The organism is Cryobacterium sp. SO1, assembly GCF_004210215.2.
In the GTDB taxonomy this organism is placed as follows: domain Bacteria; phylum Actinomycetota; class Actinomycetes; order Actinomycetales; family Microbacteriaceae; genus Cryobacterium.
The window spans coordinates 3,308,060-3,323,788 of sequence record NZ_CP067394.1 but is presented as its reverse complement, the minus strand read 5'-3'; the positions used below and the strand labels follow the sequence as shown (position 1 = coordinate 3,323,788).

Sequence of the window (15,729 nt, the reverse complement as noted above, 5' to 3'; positions counted from 1 at the left end):
AATGCGCCTCAAGCTCACCCTGGTTCGCCCCAACGGCGCCGCCAGCGACATCATCGTCACCGCGGATGCCGCGGCCACGATCTCCGAAATCGCCGGCACCATCAGCCGGGTCGACGCGCAGACCGTGCACTCGCCGGACCGGTACCTCACCCTGCGGGCGACGCTGCCCGGCCAGAGCGTGCCGCTCACCCTGCCGCCGGACGGCCCCGTGGGGGAGGCGTGGATCGGCTCCGGCGCATCGGTGAGCCTCGCCGACGCCGGCGTGCTCTACCAGGCCCCGTCCACGCCGACGGTGCCCGCGGTCGCGCAGCTGACCGTGCTCTCCGGACCCGACGAAGGCCGCGAGTTTCCGCTGGCGCCCGGCAGCCTGCTGGTGGGCCGCGACGCATCCTGCGACATCGTGCTGCACGACAGCCTGGTCTCCAAGAAGCACGTGCGGCTGGAGATCGGCGACGCGGTGGAGGTCATCGACCTGGGTAGCGCCAACGGTGTCGTTGTGGACGGCGGCATCGTGGGCCGGCTGCGCATCGCCAAGACCGAACGCCTGCTGCTCGGCGATTCCGAGGTGGAGATCCGCCTGCTCACCGACGCGCCCGCCCCGGAGAGCGCCCCCAAACCCGGCCCGATCTTCTTCAACCGCTCACCCAAGGTGGAGAAACGCTACATCGGCCAGGAGTTCGTCTCGCCGGAGGTGCCCACCGAGAAGGAAGACCCGCCCTTCCCGCTGCTGGCGATGATCACCCCGCTGCTGCTCGGCGGCGCCATGTTCGCGCTCACCAAGAGCCCCACCACCCTGCTGTTCTGCCTGCTCTCCCCGGTGATGCTGATCGGTAACTTCCTCACCACCAAGAGCCGCGACAAGCGCAGGATGGCCAAGGCCGTGGCGAAGTTCGGCTCCCGCCTGGAGGTGCTCACCGCACGCCTGGCCACCGAACGGGTGATCGAGCACGAGCTGCGCCTCAAGGAATCGCCGTCCACGCTGGAGGCGCACGAACACGCGATGAACCGCGGGCCGATGCTGTGGACCCGCCGGCCCGAACACTGGTCGTTCCTGAACGTGCGGCTCGGCTGCGGCACGATGAACTCCCGCAACACCATCTCCGACTCCAGCCGCGGCGACATGCTGCCGGAGTTCGAGGAGAAGCTCACCGAGGTGGTCAACGCCAACCGCACCCTCGACGGCGTGCCGCTGATCGACAACCTCTACGACTCCGGCGCGCTCGGCATCGCCGGCTCACCCGCCCAAGCGATGGGGTCGATCAACTCGATCCTGGTGCAACTCACCGCCCTGCACTCCCCGGCCGAACTCGTCGTGGCGTCCCTCCTCACGCCCAGCTGGTCCCGCGAGCTGGAGTGGCTCAAGTGGATGCCGCACACCTCCTCGCCGCACAGCCCCCTCGAGGGCAGCCACCTCGCCGACAGCGCCGCCAGCGCCAGCGCGGTGCTCTCCAGCATCGAGGGCGTCGTCGAAGCGCGCCTCGCCCAGGCCAAGAGCCAACGCCGCGGCGCCATGGTGCAAACGGATGCCGCGCTCGAGCGCGGCGGCGAGGTCGGCTCCTCCAGCCTGAACGAGGGCACCAAGTCCGCCATCCCCGCGATCGTGCTGCTCATCTCCGACGACGTCGCCATCGACCGGGCCCGCCTGGTGCAGCTCGCCGAGATCGCCGCCGACGCCGGCGTCTACCCCATCTGGATCGGCCCGACCGTGGCCGCGCTGCCCGCCGTCTGCCGCACCTACCTGCACCTCGGCGACGAACCCGGCATCGCAACCGTGGGCTTCGTGCGCCTGGGTGAGACCATCGACAACGTCGTCACCGAACAGGTCGACTCCGCCGCCGCGCTCGACTTCGCCAAACGGATGGCCCCGGTCATCGACGCCGGCGCCCTCGTCGCCGACGCCAGCGACCTGCCCCGCACCGTGTCGCTGGTCACCCTGCTCGGCCACGACATGGTGGAGACCAGCGCCGCGGTCATCGACCGGTGGCAGCAGAACACCTCCATCCACGACCGAAGCGGCGGCACCCCCAAACCCCGCCGGGCCGGCAAGCTGCGCGCCATCATCGGCTCCGCCGGAGTCGACGCCATGCACCTGGACCTCCGCACCCAGGGCCCGCACGCCCTCGTCGGCGGCACCACCGGTGCCGGCAAGAGCGAGTTCCTGCAGGCCTGGGTGCTCGGCATGGCCGCCGAGTACAGCCCCGACCGGGTCACCTTCCTGTTCGTGGACTACAAGGGCGGCTCGGCGTTCGCCGACTGCGTCACCCTGCCGCACTGCGTGGGCCTGGTCACCGACCTCAGCCCGCACCTCGTGCGCCGCGCACTCACCAGCCTCCGCGCCGAACTGCACCACCGCGAGCACCTGCTCAACCGCAAGAAGGCCAAAGACCTGCTCGAGCTGGAGAAGCGCGGCGACCCCGACAGCCCACCCGCCCTGGTGCTGGTCATCGACGAGTTCGCCGCCCTGGCCACCGAGGTGCCCGAGTTCGTCGACGGTGTCGTCGACATCGCCCAGCGTGGCCGCTCGCTCGGCATCCACCTGATCATGGCCACCCAGCGCCCCGCCGGCGTGATCAAAGACAACCTGCGCGCCAACACCCCGCTGCGGATCGCCCTGCGGATGGCCGACGAGTCCGACAGCACCGACGTGATCGGCACCAAGGAGTCTGCGCACTTCGACCCGGCTATCCCGGGCCGCGGCGTCGCCAAAACCGGCCCCGGCCGGCTCGCCCAGTTCCAGTCCGCGTACGCCGGCGGTTGGACCAGCCGCGAACCCGAACGCGCCGGCATCGACGTGCACGAGCTGCGCTTCGGCGCCGAGAGCCGCTGGGAGGAACCCCGCGAGGTGGGCTACGTCGACGAGGACCGCGACCTCGGCCCGACCGACCAGCAACGCCTGGTCACCACCATCGTCGGCGCCAACGCCGGCGCCGGCATCCCCGCCCCCCGCAGGCCCTGGCTCGACGAACTCGCCGAGGCCTACGACCTCAGCCTGCTGCGGCAGCGCACGGATGCCGAACTCCTGCTCGGCGTTTCCGACATCGCCGAGCAGCAGCAACAGGTCTCCGCGTACTTCCGGCCCGACGTCGACGGGCACATCTCCGTCTTCGGCACCGGCGGCTCCGGCAAGTCCGCGGTGCTGCGCACCCTGGCCTGCGCCGCGGCGATCACCCCGCGCGGCGGTCCGGTGCACGTGTACGGGCTCGACTTCGGCGCCGGCAGCCTGCGCATGCTCGAGCAGCTGCCGCACGTGGGCTCGATCATCATGGGCGAGGACACCGAACGCATCGTGCGACTGTTCCGCACCCTGCAGGGCGAACTCGACCGCCGCAAGGCGCTCTACGCCGAGGCGAACGCGTCGAACATCAGCGAGTACCGCCAGCTGGCCGGCCAACCGGCCGAGCCGCGCATCCTGCTGCTCATCGACGGGTTCCCCAACTTCCGCAACGACTTCGAGATCATGGCCGGCCGCGCCCAGTGGTTCGACGTGTTCAAGGACATCCTCTCCGACGGCCGTCAGCTGGGCATGCACGTGGCCCTCACCGCCGACCGGGCCGGCGCGGTGCCCGCGTCGATCTCCTCCGCGATCCAGCGCAAGGTCGTGCTGCGGCTCGCGGACGACGGCTACGGCATGCTCGACGTGCCCGGCGACATCCTCAGCATCAAGTCGCCCGCCGGCCGCGCCATCGTCGACGGCTTCGAAACCCAGATCGCCATCCTCGGCGGCCTGGCGGCGCAGTCGGCGCAGTCCGCCGCCACCAGGCGGCTCGCCGACGCCATGCGCCGCGCGGGCGTGGCCGACGCGCCGGCCATCGGCGCGCTGCCCAAGGAATTCCCGCAGGGCCAGCTGCCCGCCCGGGTGGGCGAGAGGGTGGTGCTCGGCCTCGGCGACATCGACCTCGGCCCGGCCGGTTTCGAACCCAGCGGCACCCTGCTGCTGGCGGGGCCGCCGGCCAGCGGCCGCAGCACCGCCTTCGAGTCGATCGCCGCGTCGTTCAAACGGTTCGAGCCGGAGGCCCGGCTGTACTACTTCGGCAACGCCCGCTCGCCGATCTCCCGACTCGGCCTCTGGACCGAGGCCGTGACCACGGTCGACGCCATCGCGGCGCTGGCCAAGGACCTCGCGGCGGCGGTAGCCGACCCCGACACCGAGGGCCGCATCGCCGTGTTCGTCGAGAGCCTGGGCGACTTCCTGCAGACGCCCGCCGACGGCGGCATCCTGGAGCTCACCCGGGCGGTCAAGCGCAGCGACCACTTCCTGCTGGCCGAGGCCGAGACCAGTGTCTGGAACTCGTCCTGGCCGCTGTTCGGCGAGATCAAGAACTCCCGCCGCGGACTGCTGCTGCAGCCCGAATCGGTGGAGGGCGACATCCTGCTGAAAACCGCGCTGCCCCGGCTCAACCGCTCTGAGTTCCCGCCCGGCCGCGGGGTGCTCATCGCCAAGGGCAACTTCGTGCGGGTGCAGCTGCCGCTCATCGCGTAACGACTCCCGCTCCCGTTGGTCGAGCTTGTCTCGTTGGTCGAGCCTGTCGAGACCTCGTGGGATCTCGACAAGCTCGATCAACGGATGGGTGCGCCGGTGTCGTTGGTCGAGCTTGTCGAGACCTGGTGAGGAGCGTGATGGGGACCGCTGCCCATCGAACCCGTTTGCCGGGTTCGGTACTGTGCTAACAGGCAGTCGGCCAACGCGCATCCGTCGCGGCCCAGCCGACCCAGCCGAAGACCTAGGGGGAACCGATCATGAGTGATCTCATCATCAACCTGCAGCTGCTTCATCAGCTGCGGGACGACCTGGATGCCGTGGTGTCCGAATTCTCCAACGCCGACGAGTTCAGCGACGACGTGGCCACCGCCACCGGTCACGAGAACCTCGGCGGCCACGTCGAAGACTTCGCGCACAAGTGGAACGACAAGCGCAAGGCCATGACCGAAGCGGTCGAGGCTCTGCGGAAGAAGATCGACGGCATCACCGACGGGTTCACCCAGGTGGACGACGGCCTCGCGAAGGCCCTCACCGACTCGGCACCGCCGCTGCAGACCGCCACCCCGCTGTGACCCCGGTCACGCGTCCTGCCCGCCCGGCCACCCCGAGAACTTCCCGCAGCCTGCCGAAGGAATCATCATGACCGACACCGAATTCCGTGCCCTCGAGGGTGACCCGGATCTGTTGCGCACCAAGGCACAGCACTACGCCGAGATCGCCAACGCGATCGCCCGCTCGGTGACCACCCTCAATTCGATCAAGTCGGTGGAGGGCATGACGTCCAAGGCCATCGACGCGATCCGCGAAGAGGCCGGCAACGTCGCCGACGACATCAGCAAGGCCAAGGACCGTTACGCCGGCACCGCGTCAGCCCTGATCACCTACTCCGCGCAGCTGCGCATCGCGCAGGACTCCGCGAACACCGCCATCGCGCACATCGGCGACAAGGAAACCGCCGCCGAAACCGCCGGCCGTGCCGCGACCCGCACCGCCGCCACGGCCGCCAGCGCCACCCCGGAAACCACCGCCACCGACACGGCCGCCGCCGACAAGGCCGACGATGCCGCCCAGGCCGCCGGCCAGGCGCTGCAGGCAGCCCAGGGGGAGTGGCACGCGGCTCTCGCCGTGAAGAACCAGGCGGCCGAGACGGCCATCACGGCCATCCTCGAGGTTGTCGAGGGCAAGAAGAGCCAGGACCTCAACGACAGCTGGTGGGATGACTGGGGCGCAAAGGCGCTCGACATTCTCAAGGTGATCTGCGACTGGGCCGGCGTGCTCGCCATCTTCCTGGCCTGGGTGCCCATCCTCGGCCAGGTGTTGCTGGTTCTCGCCGCCGTCGGCGCGCTCCTCACGCTCATCGAAGCCACCATCAAGGCCATCAACGGCGACGGCAGCTGGTGGGCGGTCGCCGGTGCGGCGGTCGGAGCGGTGCTGTCGGTCTTCGGCGGCAAGATTTTCTCGATCGGCGCCAAGTACCTGCGCGCATCCATGATCACCAAGGCCGCCCACAGCATGGATGGCGCTCCGGCGCTCAGCCGCCAGCTCAGCGGCGTCGGCCGACACAGCTCCGCCTACATGAGCGTGGACGATGCGGCGGCAGTCGTGGTGAAGCCGTTCAAGGATTCGTTGGGCGAGGCGTTCAAGAAGTCCTTCGTGCCCGAGATCACCCCCGGTGCCGGACCGGCGCAGTTGCTGCGAGAGGCGGCCGAGAAGGCGCTGCCCACCTTGGACAACCTCGCGCCGACCAACCTGCTCAAGCTGAACACCGACCTTCTGGACTTCTACCGGATGGCCGCGAAGGCGCCGGGCCTGCTCGACGCGCCCATGGTCATCCAGGGCGTGATGCTCTCGACCTACCAGCTGAACACCATGTACAAGGCCGTGGACAACCTGATCGAGAACCCGATGGAGCCCTTCCTCGGCGAGTACTCGGGTGTCGTGGATCAGGCGCAGAAGACAGTCGGGAGAGACTAGACCGATGACTTCGCGTACCCCGCTTCCTACCAGGGACATCGTCGACCTCAGCGTCAACCCTGACCAGACCTGGTATCCGATTCCGCTCGGGGGCCCGGAGACCGCCCTGTGGGGGGAGACCCTCGCCGCTGATGTGGTGGCGGATGCCGTCAGCCGCCGCACGCTCGGCGGCCAACTCACGACGTTGCAGGTGCGTCTCGCCGGCATCGGCAACCCGCGGATCAGCTGCGCCGTGTGGATTCCCTACCCCGAATCCGGCCGGGCCTCCTGCGCTCTCGGCTTCGAACTCACCGACATCGGCGTCGGCCTCACCAGCGAGCAGGCCGCCGCGACCTACCTCGCCGGCCTGCAGGCCGACGAGGGCCGGCGGTTCCCGGGCACCGAGTACCTCGGCGTGACCACCTGGACAGGTGAGGTACCCGCCGGGCCATTCGTCGCCGCGCACACCTTCATCTCCCGCCGCGACCCCGGCGACGACGAAGCCACCATCGAGGAGCGCACGGTCTTCGCCGTCTTCCCGCCCGGCGCTGCGCAGTACGTGCAGCTGGTCTTCTCCGCCGAAGGCGTCGGCGCGTTCGTCAACATGCCGCGCCAGACCGAAGAGGTTGTCGCGGCCCTGCGCATCGAACTCGAGGTGTCCGCGTGACCCGCGAGGTAGTCAGCCCGGACCAGACCTATTCGATCATCCTGCCCGGCACCTGGGCGGTCATCCCGTTGCAGGACGAGACCGCGATGACCAAGCGCATCGTGGCCATGGTGAAGGAACAGGTCGGCGGCAGCGACCGCTCGGCGCGGCTGCGCCGGCAGACCCGCGACGAGTTCGTGAAGAGCGCCGAGCAGGCCCGGGATGCCGGTGCCACGTCGTTCGCACTGTCGCTGGAACTCATGCCCGGCATCCCGTTCCCCGCCGCGATGCTCTCCACGATTGAAAGCTGGCCGGTGCTCGCGCCGGCGGAACTGGACCTGGCCGACCGACTGCGCGCCGCTCTGCCCGGAGCCGTGCTGCTCGAACAGCAGACCGGGCCGGTGGCCAGGGAATCCGAGTTCGCCCAACAACGGGTCGGCGGCGAGAAGGTGCCGTCGTTGCGCGTCGTGTACTGGCTGCCCCGCCCGCACAGCAATGACCTGCTGCGCATCACAATTTCTGCACCGATGGTGGAGAGCCCCGAGCTCTTCACCGAACTGTTCGACGCGATCGTTGACTCGATCACCTGGAAGGCCGACTCGATATGAGCCACAGCACCACCACGCCCGAAGTCACGACAGGTCGCAACACCCGGGGCCTGATCCTGCTCTCGATCGGGGTGGTGCTCACCTTCGCGGCGGTCGTGCTGCTCTTTGTCACCATCGTGGGCATCTCCTCGTTGCAGGCCGACGCCCTGGCCCGCATCAACGAGGAGAACCTGTCGTACCGGGCGGAGTTCGGCTTCGTCGAGCGGGAACTCTCGTCGCTGTCGGCCATGACCGCGATCCCGGCCGCGATCCTGGTGGCCGCCGCGTGCTTCCTGATCCCGGGGTATTTGCGCCGCCGCGGCGTGATGGCCGAGCGGGACACGACCTTCTGGCGCGGAGGATCCACCACCGCCAAGTTCAAGCCGCTGCCGTTGGGCCTGCACGCCGCCTGGCTGCTGGTGCCCCTGGCCGCGTGGGCGGTGTTGGTGCTGATCCCACTGAAGAACCTCATCGGCGGTACGGCGTGGCCCGCCGGCCTGCAAGACGAGAACGCCACCGCGGTGTGGATGCTGCTGGCCTCCTACGGCGGCCTGGCCGCCGCGCTGTTCACGGTGATCCTGGTGTCGCTGGTGAAGAAAGCCGTGTACCTGAGTCACATTGCGCGGCACCCGGATGCCGTCACCGGCAGCGCCGGCAAGCGCACCTGGCGTTGGCTCACCTTCCGCTGGCGCTTCGACCTGTGGATCGCCGGCCTCGGCGGCGCTTTCCTCGGCCTGTGCTGGATCGCCCTCGGTTTCGAGGACACCCCGTTCTTCATCACCACCCTGGTGATCGGCCTGGCTCTGCTGGCCGGCGGCCTGTTGCTCGCGGTGAACTACTGGCGCTCCGGCGAGCCCCTCGGCGCTGCCGAGTCGTACTCCTAGGCCGCAGCTGTTTCCTGACGACCCCGTTGGTCGAGTTCGTCGAGACCCCGTGACCAGGCTCAGTGGCTCACCACTATGGCAGTTTTATCGTCGGCCGGAAGGTCGGAGCTGATGGCGGTACGTCGGGCTTCGGTTGTCGGGAGGCCGAGTTGAGGTACAGGAACGCAATGACGCCGAACTGCAGTTCCGCGAGGACCGACGCGAGGGCGGCAGACGCATCAACCGGGGGTTGATCCGGCGGGATGCCGAACGCCAGGAGTATCGAACTCACCACCCCCAAAACACACAGCACCGCGAAGAGAATGCCGAGCCGTCGACTCAGTTTCCGTCGCGCGGTCATCTTCCACCATGGCCGCGGTGGTCGGATTGGTTCACCGCGGCCGCGAAACATCCGAGCGCCCAGAACGAGACCGTAAACCGTGACGACCGACGAGACGAGCGACAGCGCGACTGGGCCGGCCTGGAACAGCTCGAGCGGCCAGGAGACGGCGTATCCAGCGAGGAGGACGCCGACGACCTACAACAGCTTGAACTCCCAGCGGAGAATTCGGTATTCACCCAACCGGCGCATCGCGCTCCCATCCGCAGTATGGCCAGAGTAGACCCGGCACACGGCCACGGAGTGCCCCAATTTCGTCGTCAGCGACGGACGTTTATAAGGATAAAGGCCGGGAAATAGGATCCGATCCCCAATCCCGTCCTTGTAATGTCACTTTTTCCTCTTAAACAGGTGCGGCTCCGACGGGCTCAACCTGCGGTGGGGAGTGCATGGGGAGTGCTGCCCATTCCGCCGAGCAACGCAGGTTCGTTAGGTTGTACATAGTCGGTCGGCCTGAGGGGGTTGGCCCCAAACTACTAATAAGAGGAGCAGTAACTCATGGCGAATATGAACGTAACTTACGGCGAGATGACCGATGCGTCGCGCAGCCTGATCGCAGGCAAGGACGACCTCACCGCCAAGCTGTCGCAGCTGCAGAGCCTGGTCAACAACCTCGTCGCGGGTGGCTTCGTCACCGACGCCGCATCGGGCGCCTTCCACACCTCGTACGAGCAGTTCACCAAGGGCACCACCGAGGCCGTCAACGGCCTGCAGGGCATGTCGGAGTTCCTGACCCGGGCGGCCACCGCCCTGGAGAACGTCGACAGCGAGCTCGCCCGCGGCATCGGCGGCTGATTCCGCATCGTGTGAGTAAAGGCGTGGCCGGTTCCCGGTCACGCCTTTGGTCAATCCGCCGCGTCACGCCGGCAGCACTCATGTCACCCGCCGCGTCACGCCGGCGGCACCCGCGCCACCCGCGGCGTCACGCGCAGCACCCGCGCCACCCGCGGCGTCACGCGCAGCACCCGCACCACCCGCGCGGCACCATCGGCAGCATCCATCACCAGGGAGACCGCATGTACGGCGATATGGCGGCACTCGGCCGGCAATCCGCCGCGCTGCGCACCCTCGCCGACGACACCCGTACCCGCGCCACGACGCTGCGATCCGCCGTGGGAACAACCTGGGTCTCGGCGGCCGCGGCCAGCTTCATCGAGCAGCTCGGTGAGCGTGCCACGAACCTCGACGTGTCCGCCACCTCGCTCGAAGAGGCCGCCGACAGGATCGACGCGCACATCCGCTCGGTCGAAGCGGTGAAAGCGGCCATCGTCGAAGCCGAACAGTGGATCTCGGACCGCTGGAACGACGCGGCCCGCCTGGTGGGAAACACCGTTGAGGTGATCACAGAGGGCGCCGAGAACATCTTCGAGTTCTTCGGCACCGAGGTGCCCCGCGCGCTGGTGAGCGAAGCCGACGAACTCATCCGCACGGTGCGAGAGCTCCCCACCCCGGGCTCGCCCGAGTGGCTCGACCTGGCCGACACCTTCCACCGACGGGGCTGGTAACCATGGCTTTCTCCACCGCGGCGGCCGCCGCCCCGACCACGCCGGCTCGGTTCGGCCTCACCGCCGACCAGCTGCACTTGCTACAGAGCAGCTGCCCGGGCCTCACCCTGCCGGCCGAATTCCACTCCGCCTGGGCCGACGACGTGCCCGAGAGCGAACGTGCCGAACGGATGCTCGTGGCCGAGCTGGGCCTGATCGACCAGGGCCTGCTGCGGCCGGCCCCCGCCGACGCCCAAACCGTCCCCGCCGGAGACGCCCACGCGCCCGGCGCCACCACGCCCGGCGCCACCACGCCCGGCGCCACCACGCCTGGTGCCACCGCACCTGGCGCCCACGCCCCCACCACCTTCCCCGCCCGGGTCCACCCCGCCGTCCTCTCCTTCCTCGGCCTGTTCACCGAACCGGCCCTGCACCTCACCGTGCATTCTTGGGGCGGCGGCCGCACCATCCTGCAGACCGTCGCCGTGCGCGCCGGCTTCGCCGCCTCTCTGGTGCGCGGCCAGCGCCTCGACGACCACGGCACGAACCCGGCCAACGAAGACGCGGTGGAACTCTCCGCGTTCCCCGTCACGGCACTGATCGGCGAGACCCTGCGTTCCCTGGTGCGCCTCGAACCCCAGACCACGCCGGCCGCCCCGCACGGTCGGCCCGCCGCCGTCGTGCTCCCGCTCACCCTGGCGCAGGGCCTGATCGGCGCCATCCGCACCGGCAGCCACGAAATCATTCACGCCGCCGCCCTCGAGGTGGGACTCCCGCAGGCCACCCAGGTGCTCGAAGGTCCCGCGTTCGGCATCGACGCCGGAAACAGCGTCACCGCGATCTCTGTCACCGGCGACACTCTCGCGGTGCACTGGTTCCGCAGCGCCGCCGGCTGGTTCCAGATGAGCGCCGACACCCCGCTGGTGGGCCGCATCGAATCCACCGTCGACTTCGTCGACTCCAGCCGGGTGCGCATCCAGACCACCGGCCCGGCCGCGATCACCGGGCAGGTCACCACTGCCATCGGTGCGCTGCTCGGGGTGCTCCGTGGCTGAGCCCACGTTCACCGTCTCCGGGGGAGCGGGTGGTATCGGCGCCAACCTCGCCGACATGCGCACCGAGTCCGGGCACCTCGCGGCGATGGCCCAGCAGCTCGTGGACCAATCCCTCACCGCAGCCGGAATCGCCGTGGACGGCGACCTGCTGGCCTCCGCCATCCTCTCGCCGATCACCGCCGCGGCCGCCGAACAACAGATCGTCGTCGCCACCGGTCAGATGCTGCTCTTCGCCACCGAGGCCGGCGTCACCGCGGTGTTCCTGGCCGGCGCCGTGGATGCCTACGAGGCCGTTGACCGCAGCCTCTCCCTGCTCGCCGACGCCGCGGTGAACACCACCACCTTCTTCATCGGTGTGATGGCCGTGCCGCTGGCGGTGAGCCTCGCCGCCGTGGCAGCCGCCGATGTGGCCCTGGTCTTCGTGGCCGGGTACGGAGGCGAAGCACTGGAATCGCTCGGCGAGGGCGTCGAGAACGTGCTGGCCCACCCCGGCTCGCTCGCCAATCCGGCCGTCGCGCTCGGGCTGGTGCTGGCCGGTGCGGCGGCGAACTACGACGGCGACGAGGCCCAGCACACCGTGGAGGGCCAGCTCGCCGCCCAGCTCAACCAGCTCAACGAACTGGCGGGGGAGAACGCCTGGGCCGTCGACCTGATCGCCCAGGGCGCCCCGGGGCTGCTCTCCGGTCTCACCCTGCCGCTGACGATGCTGCTCGGCCCGGTCGCCGGCAACGCGCTGCTGGCCAAGTTCACCGGGGTGCCGTGGCCGCCCACCAGCTACGAGCAGGCGGTACAGGCCATCATCGGGGCGGGCAACCAGGGCGGCTTCTTCGACGACGGCCCGCTGCTCACCCGCGACGACCTGATCAACCCGCCCGAGATCATCGGCCCCGATGTCGCTACCCCGACCAGCCTCGAGGGCCTATTCGCCGGGTCCGCGCAGATCGACCAATACGACACCTCCGTCACGGGCGCCGAAAACGCGCTGGCGCGCATCCGCATCACCGAGGTGCCCGGCAACCCGCCGAGCTTCATCGTGCAGGTGCCCAGCACCCAGGTGTGGGACCCGGCCGCCGGCAGCACACCCAACGACGTCACCAGCGACACCCACGCCATGCTGGCCCGGCAGACGGCGCTCTCCAGCGCCGTGGATGCGGCGATGCAAGAGGCCGGCATCACCCGGGACAACCCGGTGATGATCCAGGGCTTCAGCCTGGGCGGCATCGTCGCCGGGCAGATGGCGGCCGACCCGAGCCTGAACTACACCTTCACCCACGTCGTCACCGGCGGATCCCCGGTCGCCAACTTCGACATCCCCAGCGAGGTGCAGGTGCTCTCGCTCGAGTTCGACGAAGACCCGGTCGCCAAGCTCGACGGCCACAACAACCCCGACAGCGCGAACTGGACCACCGTGCAGGCCTCCGCCCCGTCGCTGCCCACCGACACAGGCATCCCGGTCGGTATCGCCGGTGAGCAGGGCGCCCACAACGCCGACCGGTACGCGATCACGGCCGGGGAGGTCGCCGCGTCATCGGACCCGAGCATCACCGCGTTCACCGACTCCGCCGCGGGCTACTTCCCCGCCGCCGGCGCCGAGCTGGCCGTGACCATGAGCACCGACTCCGAAACCCACGTCACCACTACCACCACGACCGACACCGCGACCGGTGAGGTCGTGTCCAGAACCACGGACTACGGAGCGCAACGCCAGCCATGAGTCGACAGCACCGATCGTTCAGAACGCACCGAACGGCACTCGTCGTCGCCGCCGCCCTGACGGCCGCGGTGGCGCTGGGCGGATGCGCCGGCCTCGGCCGGTCCGGCCAGCCCGCGGCCCCGACCTCCCCGACGACCGTCGCCCGCACCACGGCGCAGGTCACCGAAGAACTGAGCCAGCTACCCGGGGTGAGCGCCGCGTTCGTGTCGACCGGGCCGGTGGGGTTGCCCAACCAACTGGAACTGACCGTCGGGCTCAACCTCGAGGCCGGCTACCCGGGCGACGTGCCCGCGCTGCTGGACTACACGCTGGCCCTGGCCTGGTCCGCGACCGCGGACGAGCCCACCACCACGGCGTCCGTGGCGTTCCGGGACGGCGACACGGCCCTTGACCTGGCTCCGGCCGCGGCCGCTCTGGGCTGGACGGGGATCACTGGTCCCATCCTGGATCTGTCCGTGGACGAGATGGCCGAGCGGTACGGCCCCTGGCCCGGCCCCGTGCCGGAGAAGCCCGTCGCGCTGGGCTGAGCGCCCGGTGCCGGGGAAGCCGGCCGCGCTGGGCTGAGCGCCCGGTGCTGGGGAAGCCCGCCGCGCTGGGCTGAGCGCCCGGTGCCGGGGAAGCCGGCCGCGCTGGGCTGAGCGCCCGGTGCTGGGGAAGCCGGCCGCGCTGGGTTGAGCGTCCGGTGCCGGGGAAGCCTGCCGCGTTGGGTTGAGCGCCCGGTGCCGGGGAAGCCTGCCGCGTTGGGTTGAGCGCCCGGTGCCGGGGAAGCCTGCCGCGTTGGGTTGAGCGCCCGGCTCGGTACCATGGCGTAATGACCTGCGCCATCTGCATCCCGGAGCCCCGCGCGTGACGCGCACCACCTCCGCCCCGATCGTCGACCCGTCCGAGCGCCCGCAGCGGGTGCCGCACTCCACGTTCGAGAACGTCGTGGCGCTGTTCATCGGCACCTTCGCCGTCTCCTTCGGGCTGTACCTGCTCAAAGAGGTCGGCGTGGCCACCGGCGGCACCGCCGGCATCGCCCTGCTGGCCAGCTACGCCACCAGCTGGTCGTTCGGCGTGTGGTTCGTGCTGGTCAACCTGCCGTTTTTCGCCCTGGCGATCTGGCGGATGGGCTGGCGCTTCACCGTGAAGACCCTCGCCGCCGTGGTGCTGGTGTCGCTGTTCTCCGAGGTGCACCCGCTGTTGCTGGAGATCCGGCACATCGACCCGATCTACGCCACCCTGCTCGGCAGTCTGTTGGCGGGCATCGGCCTGATCGTTCTGTTCCGTCACCAGGCGAGCCTGGGCGGGGTCAACATCCTGGCCCTGTACCTGCAGAAGAGCCGCGGATGGCGCGCCGGCTACGTGCAGCTCGTGGTGGACGTGCTCATCGTGCTCGCCGCCTTCGCCACGCTGCCCCTGCCGATGGTGCTGCTCTCGGTCGTCGGCGCGGTCATCCTGAACATGATCATCGCCATGAACCACCGCCCCGACCGCTACTTCGGCTGAGCCCTCGAGGTCTCGACAAGCTCGACCAACGAGATGGTCGGGGTCTCGACGAGCTCGACCAACGAGATGGTTGAGCCCGCTCCGCTGGTTGAGCTTGCCGAAACCTAATGACTCCAGGCCCCGCACCGACTAAACTTGACAGCCATGGATGCATCCATCGAGTCGCGGGTCGACCGCGAGGTCGAGGCCTGGTTGCGTTGGGTTCCCCGTTGGCGGCCCGGCACGCACCGGGCACGCTCCAGACTCTGCCAGCAGTGCTTCGGATCCCCGGTGCTGCGCGCCGCGGGCCTGGACACGGATGTGCCGCACGCGGTGCAGCATCCGCTCTCGATGCGCATCAAAACTCTCGTCGACGACGAAGTGGAGACCTACACCGCGCAAAACCTGCCGCTGCTCAACCGGGAGCTGGGCCTGATCGAACTGCGCCGGGCCGCGCAGTCGTACCACCCGCTGGAAGGCTTGGGCCCGGAGTTCGACGGCGTCGACCTCGATGCGCCGCCCACCGAGCTGGATGAGCCCTACCTGTTCACCTTCGAGGAGTTCGCCCCGCCGCCCAGCGCCGACGATCCCGAGCTGGTGCCGCCGCCGCTGAGCATCGAGGAGAAGGCCGCCCTCAAGGTGGAGATGCGCCTGGCCGACGACTACGCCACCCTGGTGGGCAAGCGGGTGTGTGCGGCGTTGCGCGGCCACAAACCGGCCCTGCAGAACGCGGTGGCCACCTTCGTGGAACCGCACGTGCAGGCGCTGCTGGCCGACCTGGGCAGCACGCTGGACCCGCACAGCAGCTGACAGGCATCCGACGATCTCTGCGGGGCAAAGGTGGAGCCCGCCGCCCCAAGTCGCACGTTTATGAGGAGAACGGTCGATTAAGAGGATGCCGTCACCGATCGCGTCCTTTTAATCTCACTTTCTCCTCACAATCGTGCAGCACGGCAGCACGGCAGCACGGCAGCACGGCAGCACGGCAGCACGGCAGCACGGCAGGGCGGCGGGGCTCGGTGTGCACAGGGGGGCGTGCCTGGGAGAGTTTGCACAGCCCAGAACACGGGGGTAAATGAG

14 protein-coding genes are annotated in these 15,729 nt (G+C 69.4%); 13 read left to right on the top strand and 1 reads right to left on the bottom strand.

What is annotated here, in order from left to right; translation table 11 throughout:
• Window position 1 precedes the first annotated feature (1 nt).
• The 6 genes from BJQ95_RS15765 (at window position 2) to BJQ95_RS15740 (ending at window position 8,550) form a co-directional block, all read left to right on the top strand.
• Window positions 2-4,480 (top strand): FtsK/SpoIIIE domain-containing protein, encoded by a 4,479-nt coding sequence (locus BJQ95_RS15765; protein WP_130176081.1) that lies wholly within the window; start codon window positions 2-4, stop codon window positions 4,478-4,480.
• 257 nt (window positions 4,481-4,737) lie between these two features.
• Entirely contained in the window at window positions 4,738-5,052 is a 315-nt protein-coding gene (locus BJQ95_RS15760; RefSeq protein ID WP_130176082.1) for a hypothetical protein, read from the top strand.
• A 67-nt stretch (window positions 5,053-5,119) separates the two neighbouring features.
• The gene (locus BJQ95_RS15755) at window positions 5,120-6,454 is read left to right on the top strand and encodes a hypothetical protein (RefSeq protein ID WP_130176083.1); all 1,335 of its coding nucleotides are present in this window, start codon (window positions 5,120-5,122) and stop codon (window positions 6,452-6,454) included.
• 4 nt (window positions 6,455-6,458) lie between these two features.
• A complete protein-coding gene (locus BJQ95_RS15750) occupies window positions 6,459-7,100 on the top strand; it encodes a hypothetical protein (protein ID WP_130176084.1) in 642 nt (213 codons plus the stop codon).
• A complete protein-coding gene (locus BJQ95_RS15745; RefSeq protein WP_130176085.1) occupies window positions 7,097-7,687 on the top strand; it encodes a hypothetical protein in 591 nt (196 codons plus the stop codon). Before BJQ95_RS15750 ends, BJQ95_RS15745 begins: the two co-directional genes overlap by 4 nt.
• Window positions 7,684-8,550 carry a hypothetical protein gene (locus BJQ95_RS15740; RefSeq protein ID WP_130176086.1) on the top strand — a complete coding sequence of 289 codons (867 nt, stop codon included), beginning with the start codon at window positions 7,684-7,686 and terminating at the stop codon, window positions 8,548-8,550. Before BJQ95_RS15745 ends, BJQ95_RS15740 begins: the two co-directional genes overlap by 4 nt.
• 73 nt (window positions 8,551-8,623) lie before the next feature.
• Here BJQ95_RS15740 and BJQ95_RS15735 read toward each other — a convergent pair whose 3' ends face one another.
• Window positions 8,624-8,890 (bottom strand): hypothetical protein, encoded by a 267-nt coding sequence (locus tag BJQ95_RS15735; protein ID WP_130176087.1) that lies wholly within the window; start codon window positions 8,888-8,890, stop codon window positions 8,624-8,626.
• A 537-nt stretch (window positions 8,891-9,427) separates the two neighbouring features.
• Between BJQ95_RS15735 and BJQ95_RS15730 the strand changes: the two genes are divergently transcribed.
• The 7 genes from BJQ95_RS15730 to BJQ95_RS15700 all read left to right on the top strand — a co-directional run bounded on the left by BJQ95_RS15730 (window position 9,428) and on the right by BJQ95_RS15700 (window position 15,459).
• Complete coding sequence (locus BJQ95_RS15730; RefSeq protein ID WP_130176088.1) at window positions 9,428-9,724, top strand: WXG100 family type VII secretion target; 297 nt, start codon at window positions 9,428-9,430, stop codon at window positions 9,722-9,724.
• Between the two features lie 221 nt (window positions 9,725-9,945).
• Window positions 9,946-10,434 carry a hypothetical protein gene (locus BJQ95_RS15725; RefSeq protein WP_165384828.1) on the top strand — a complete coding sequence of 163 codons (489 nt, stop codon included), beginning with the start codon at window positions 9,946-9,948 and terminating at the stop codon, window positions 10,432-10,434.
• Window positions 10,435-10,436: 2 nt separating this feature from the next.
• Entirely contained in the window at window positions 10,437-11,468 is a 1,032-nt protein-coding gene (locus BJQ95_RS15720; protein WP_165384829.1) for a hypothetical protein, read from the top strand.
• The gene (locus tag BJQ95_RS15715; protein ID WP_130176092.1) at window positions 11,461-13,182 is read left to right on the top strand and encodes a hypothetical protein; all 1,722 of its coding nucleotides are present in this window, start codon (window positions 11,461-11,463) and stop codon (window positions 13,180-13,182) included. Before BJQ95_RS15720 ends, BJQ95_RS15715 begins: the two co-directional genes overlap by 8 nt.
• Window positions 13,179-13,709 (top strand): hypothetical protein, encoded by a 531-nt coding sequence (locus tag BJQ95_RS15710; RefSeq protein ID WP_130176093.1) that lies wholly within the window; start codon window positions 13,179-13,181, stop codon window positions 13,707-13,709. Before BJQ95_RS15715 ends, BJQ95_RS15710 begins: the two co-directional genes overlap by 4 nt.
• Window positions 13,710-14,028: 319 nt before the next feature.
• Window positions 14,029-14,670 carry a YitT family protein gene (locus BJQ95_RS15705; RefSeq protein WP_240694560.1) on the top strand — a complete coding sequence of 214 codons (642 nt, stop codon included), beginning with the start codon at window positions 14,029-14,031 and terminating at the stop codon, window positions 14,668-14,670.
• A gap of 144 nt (window positions 14,671-14,814) precedes the next feature.
• Window positions 14,815-15,459, top strand: a complete 645-nt coding sequence (locus BJQ95_RS15700; protein ID WP_130176094.1) for a spermidine/putrescine ABC transporter substrate-binding protein — start codon at window positions 14,815-14,817, stop codon at window positions 15,457-15,459.
• Window positions 15,460-15,729 lie beyond the last annotated feature (270 nt).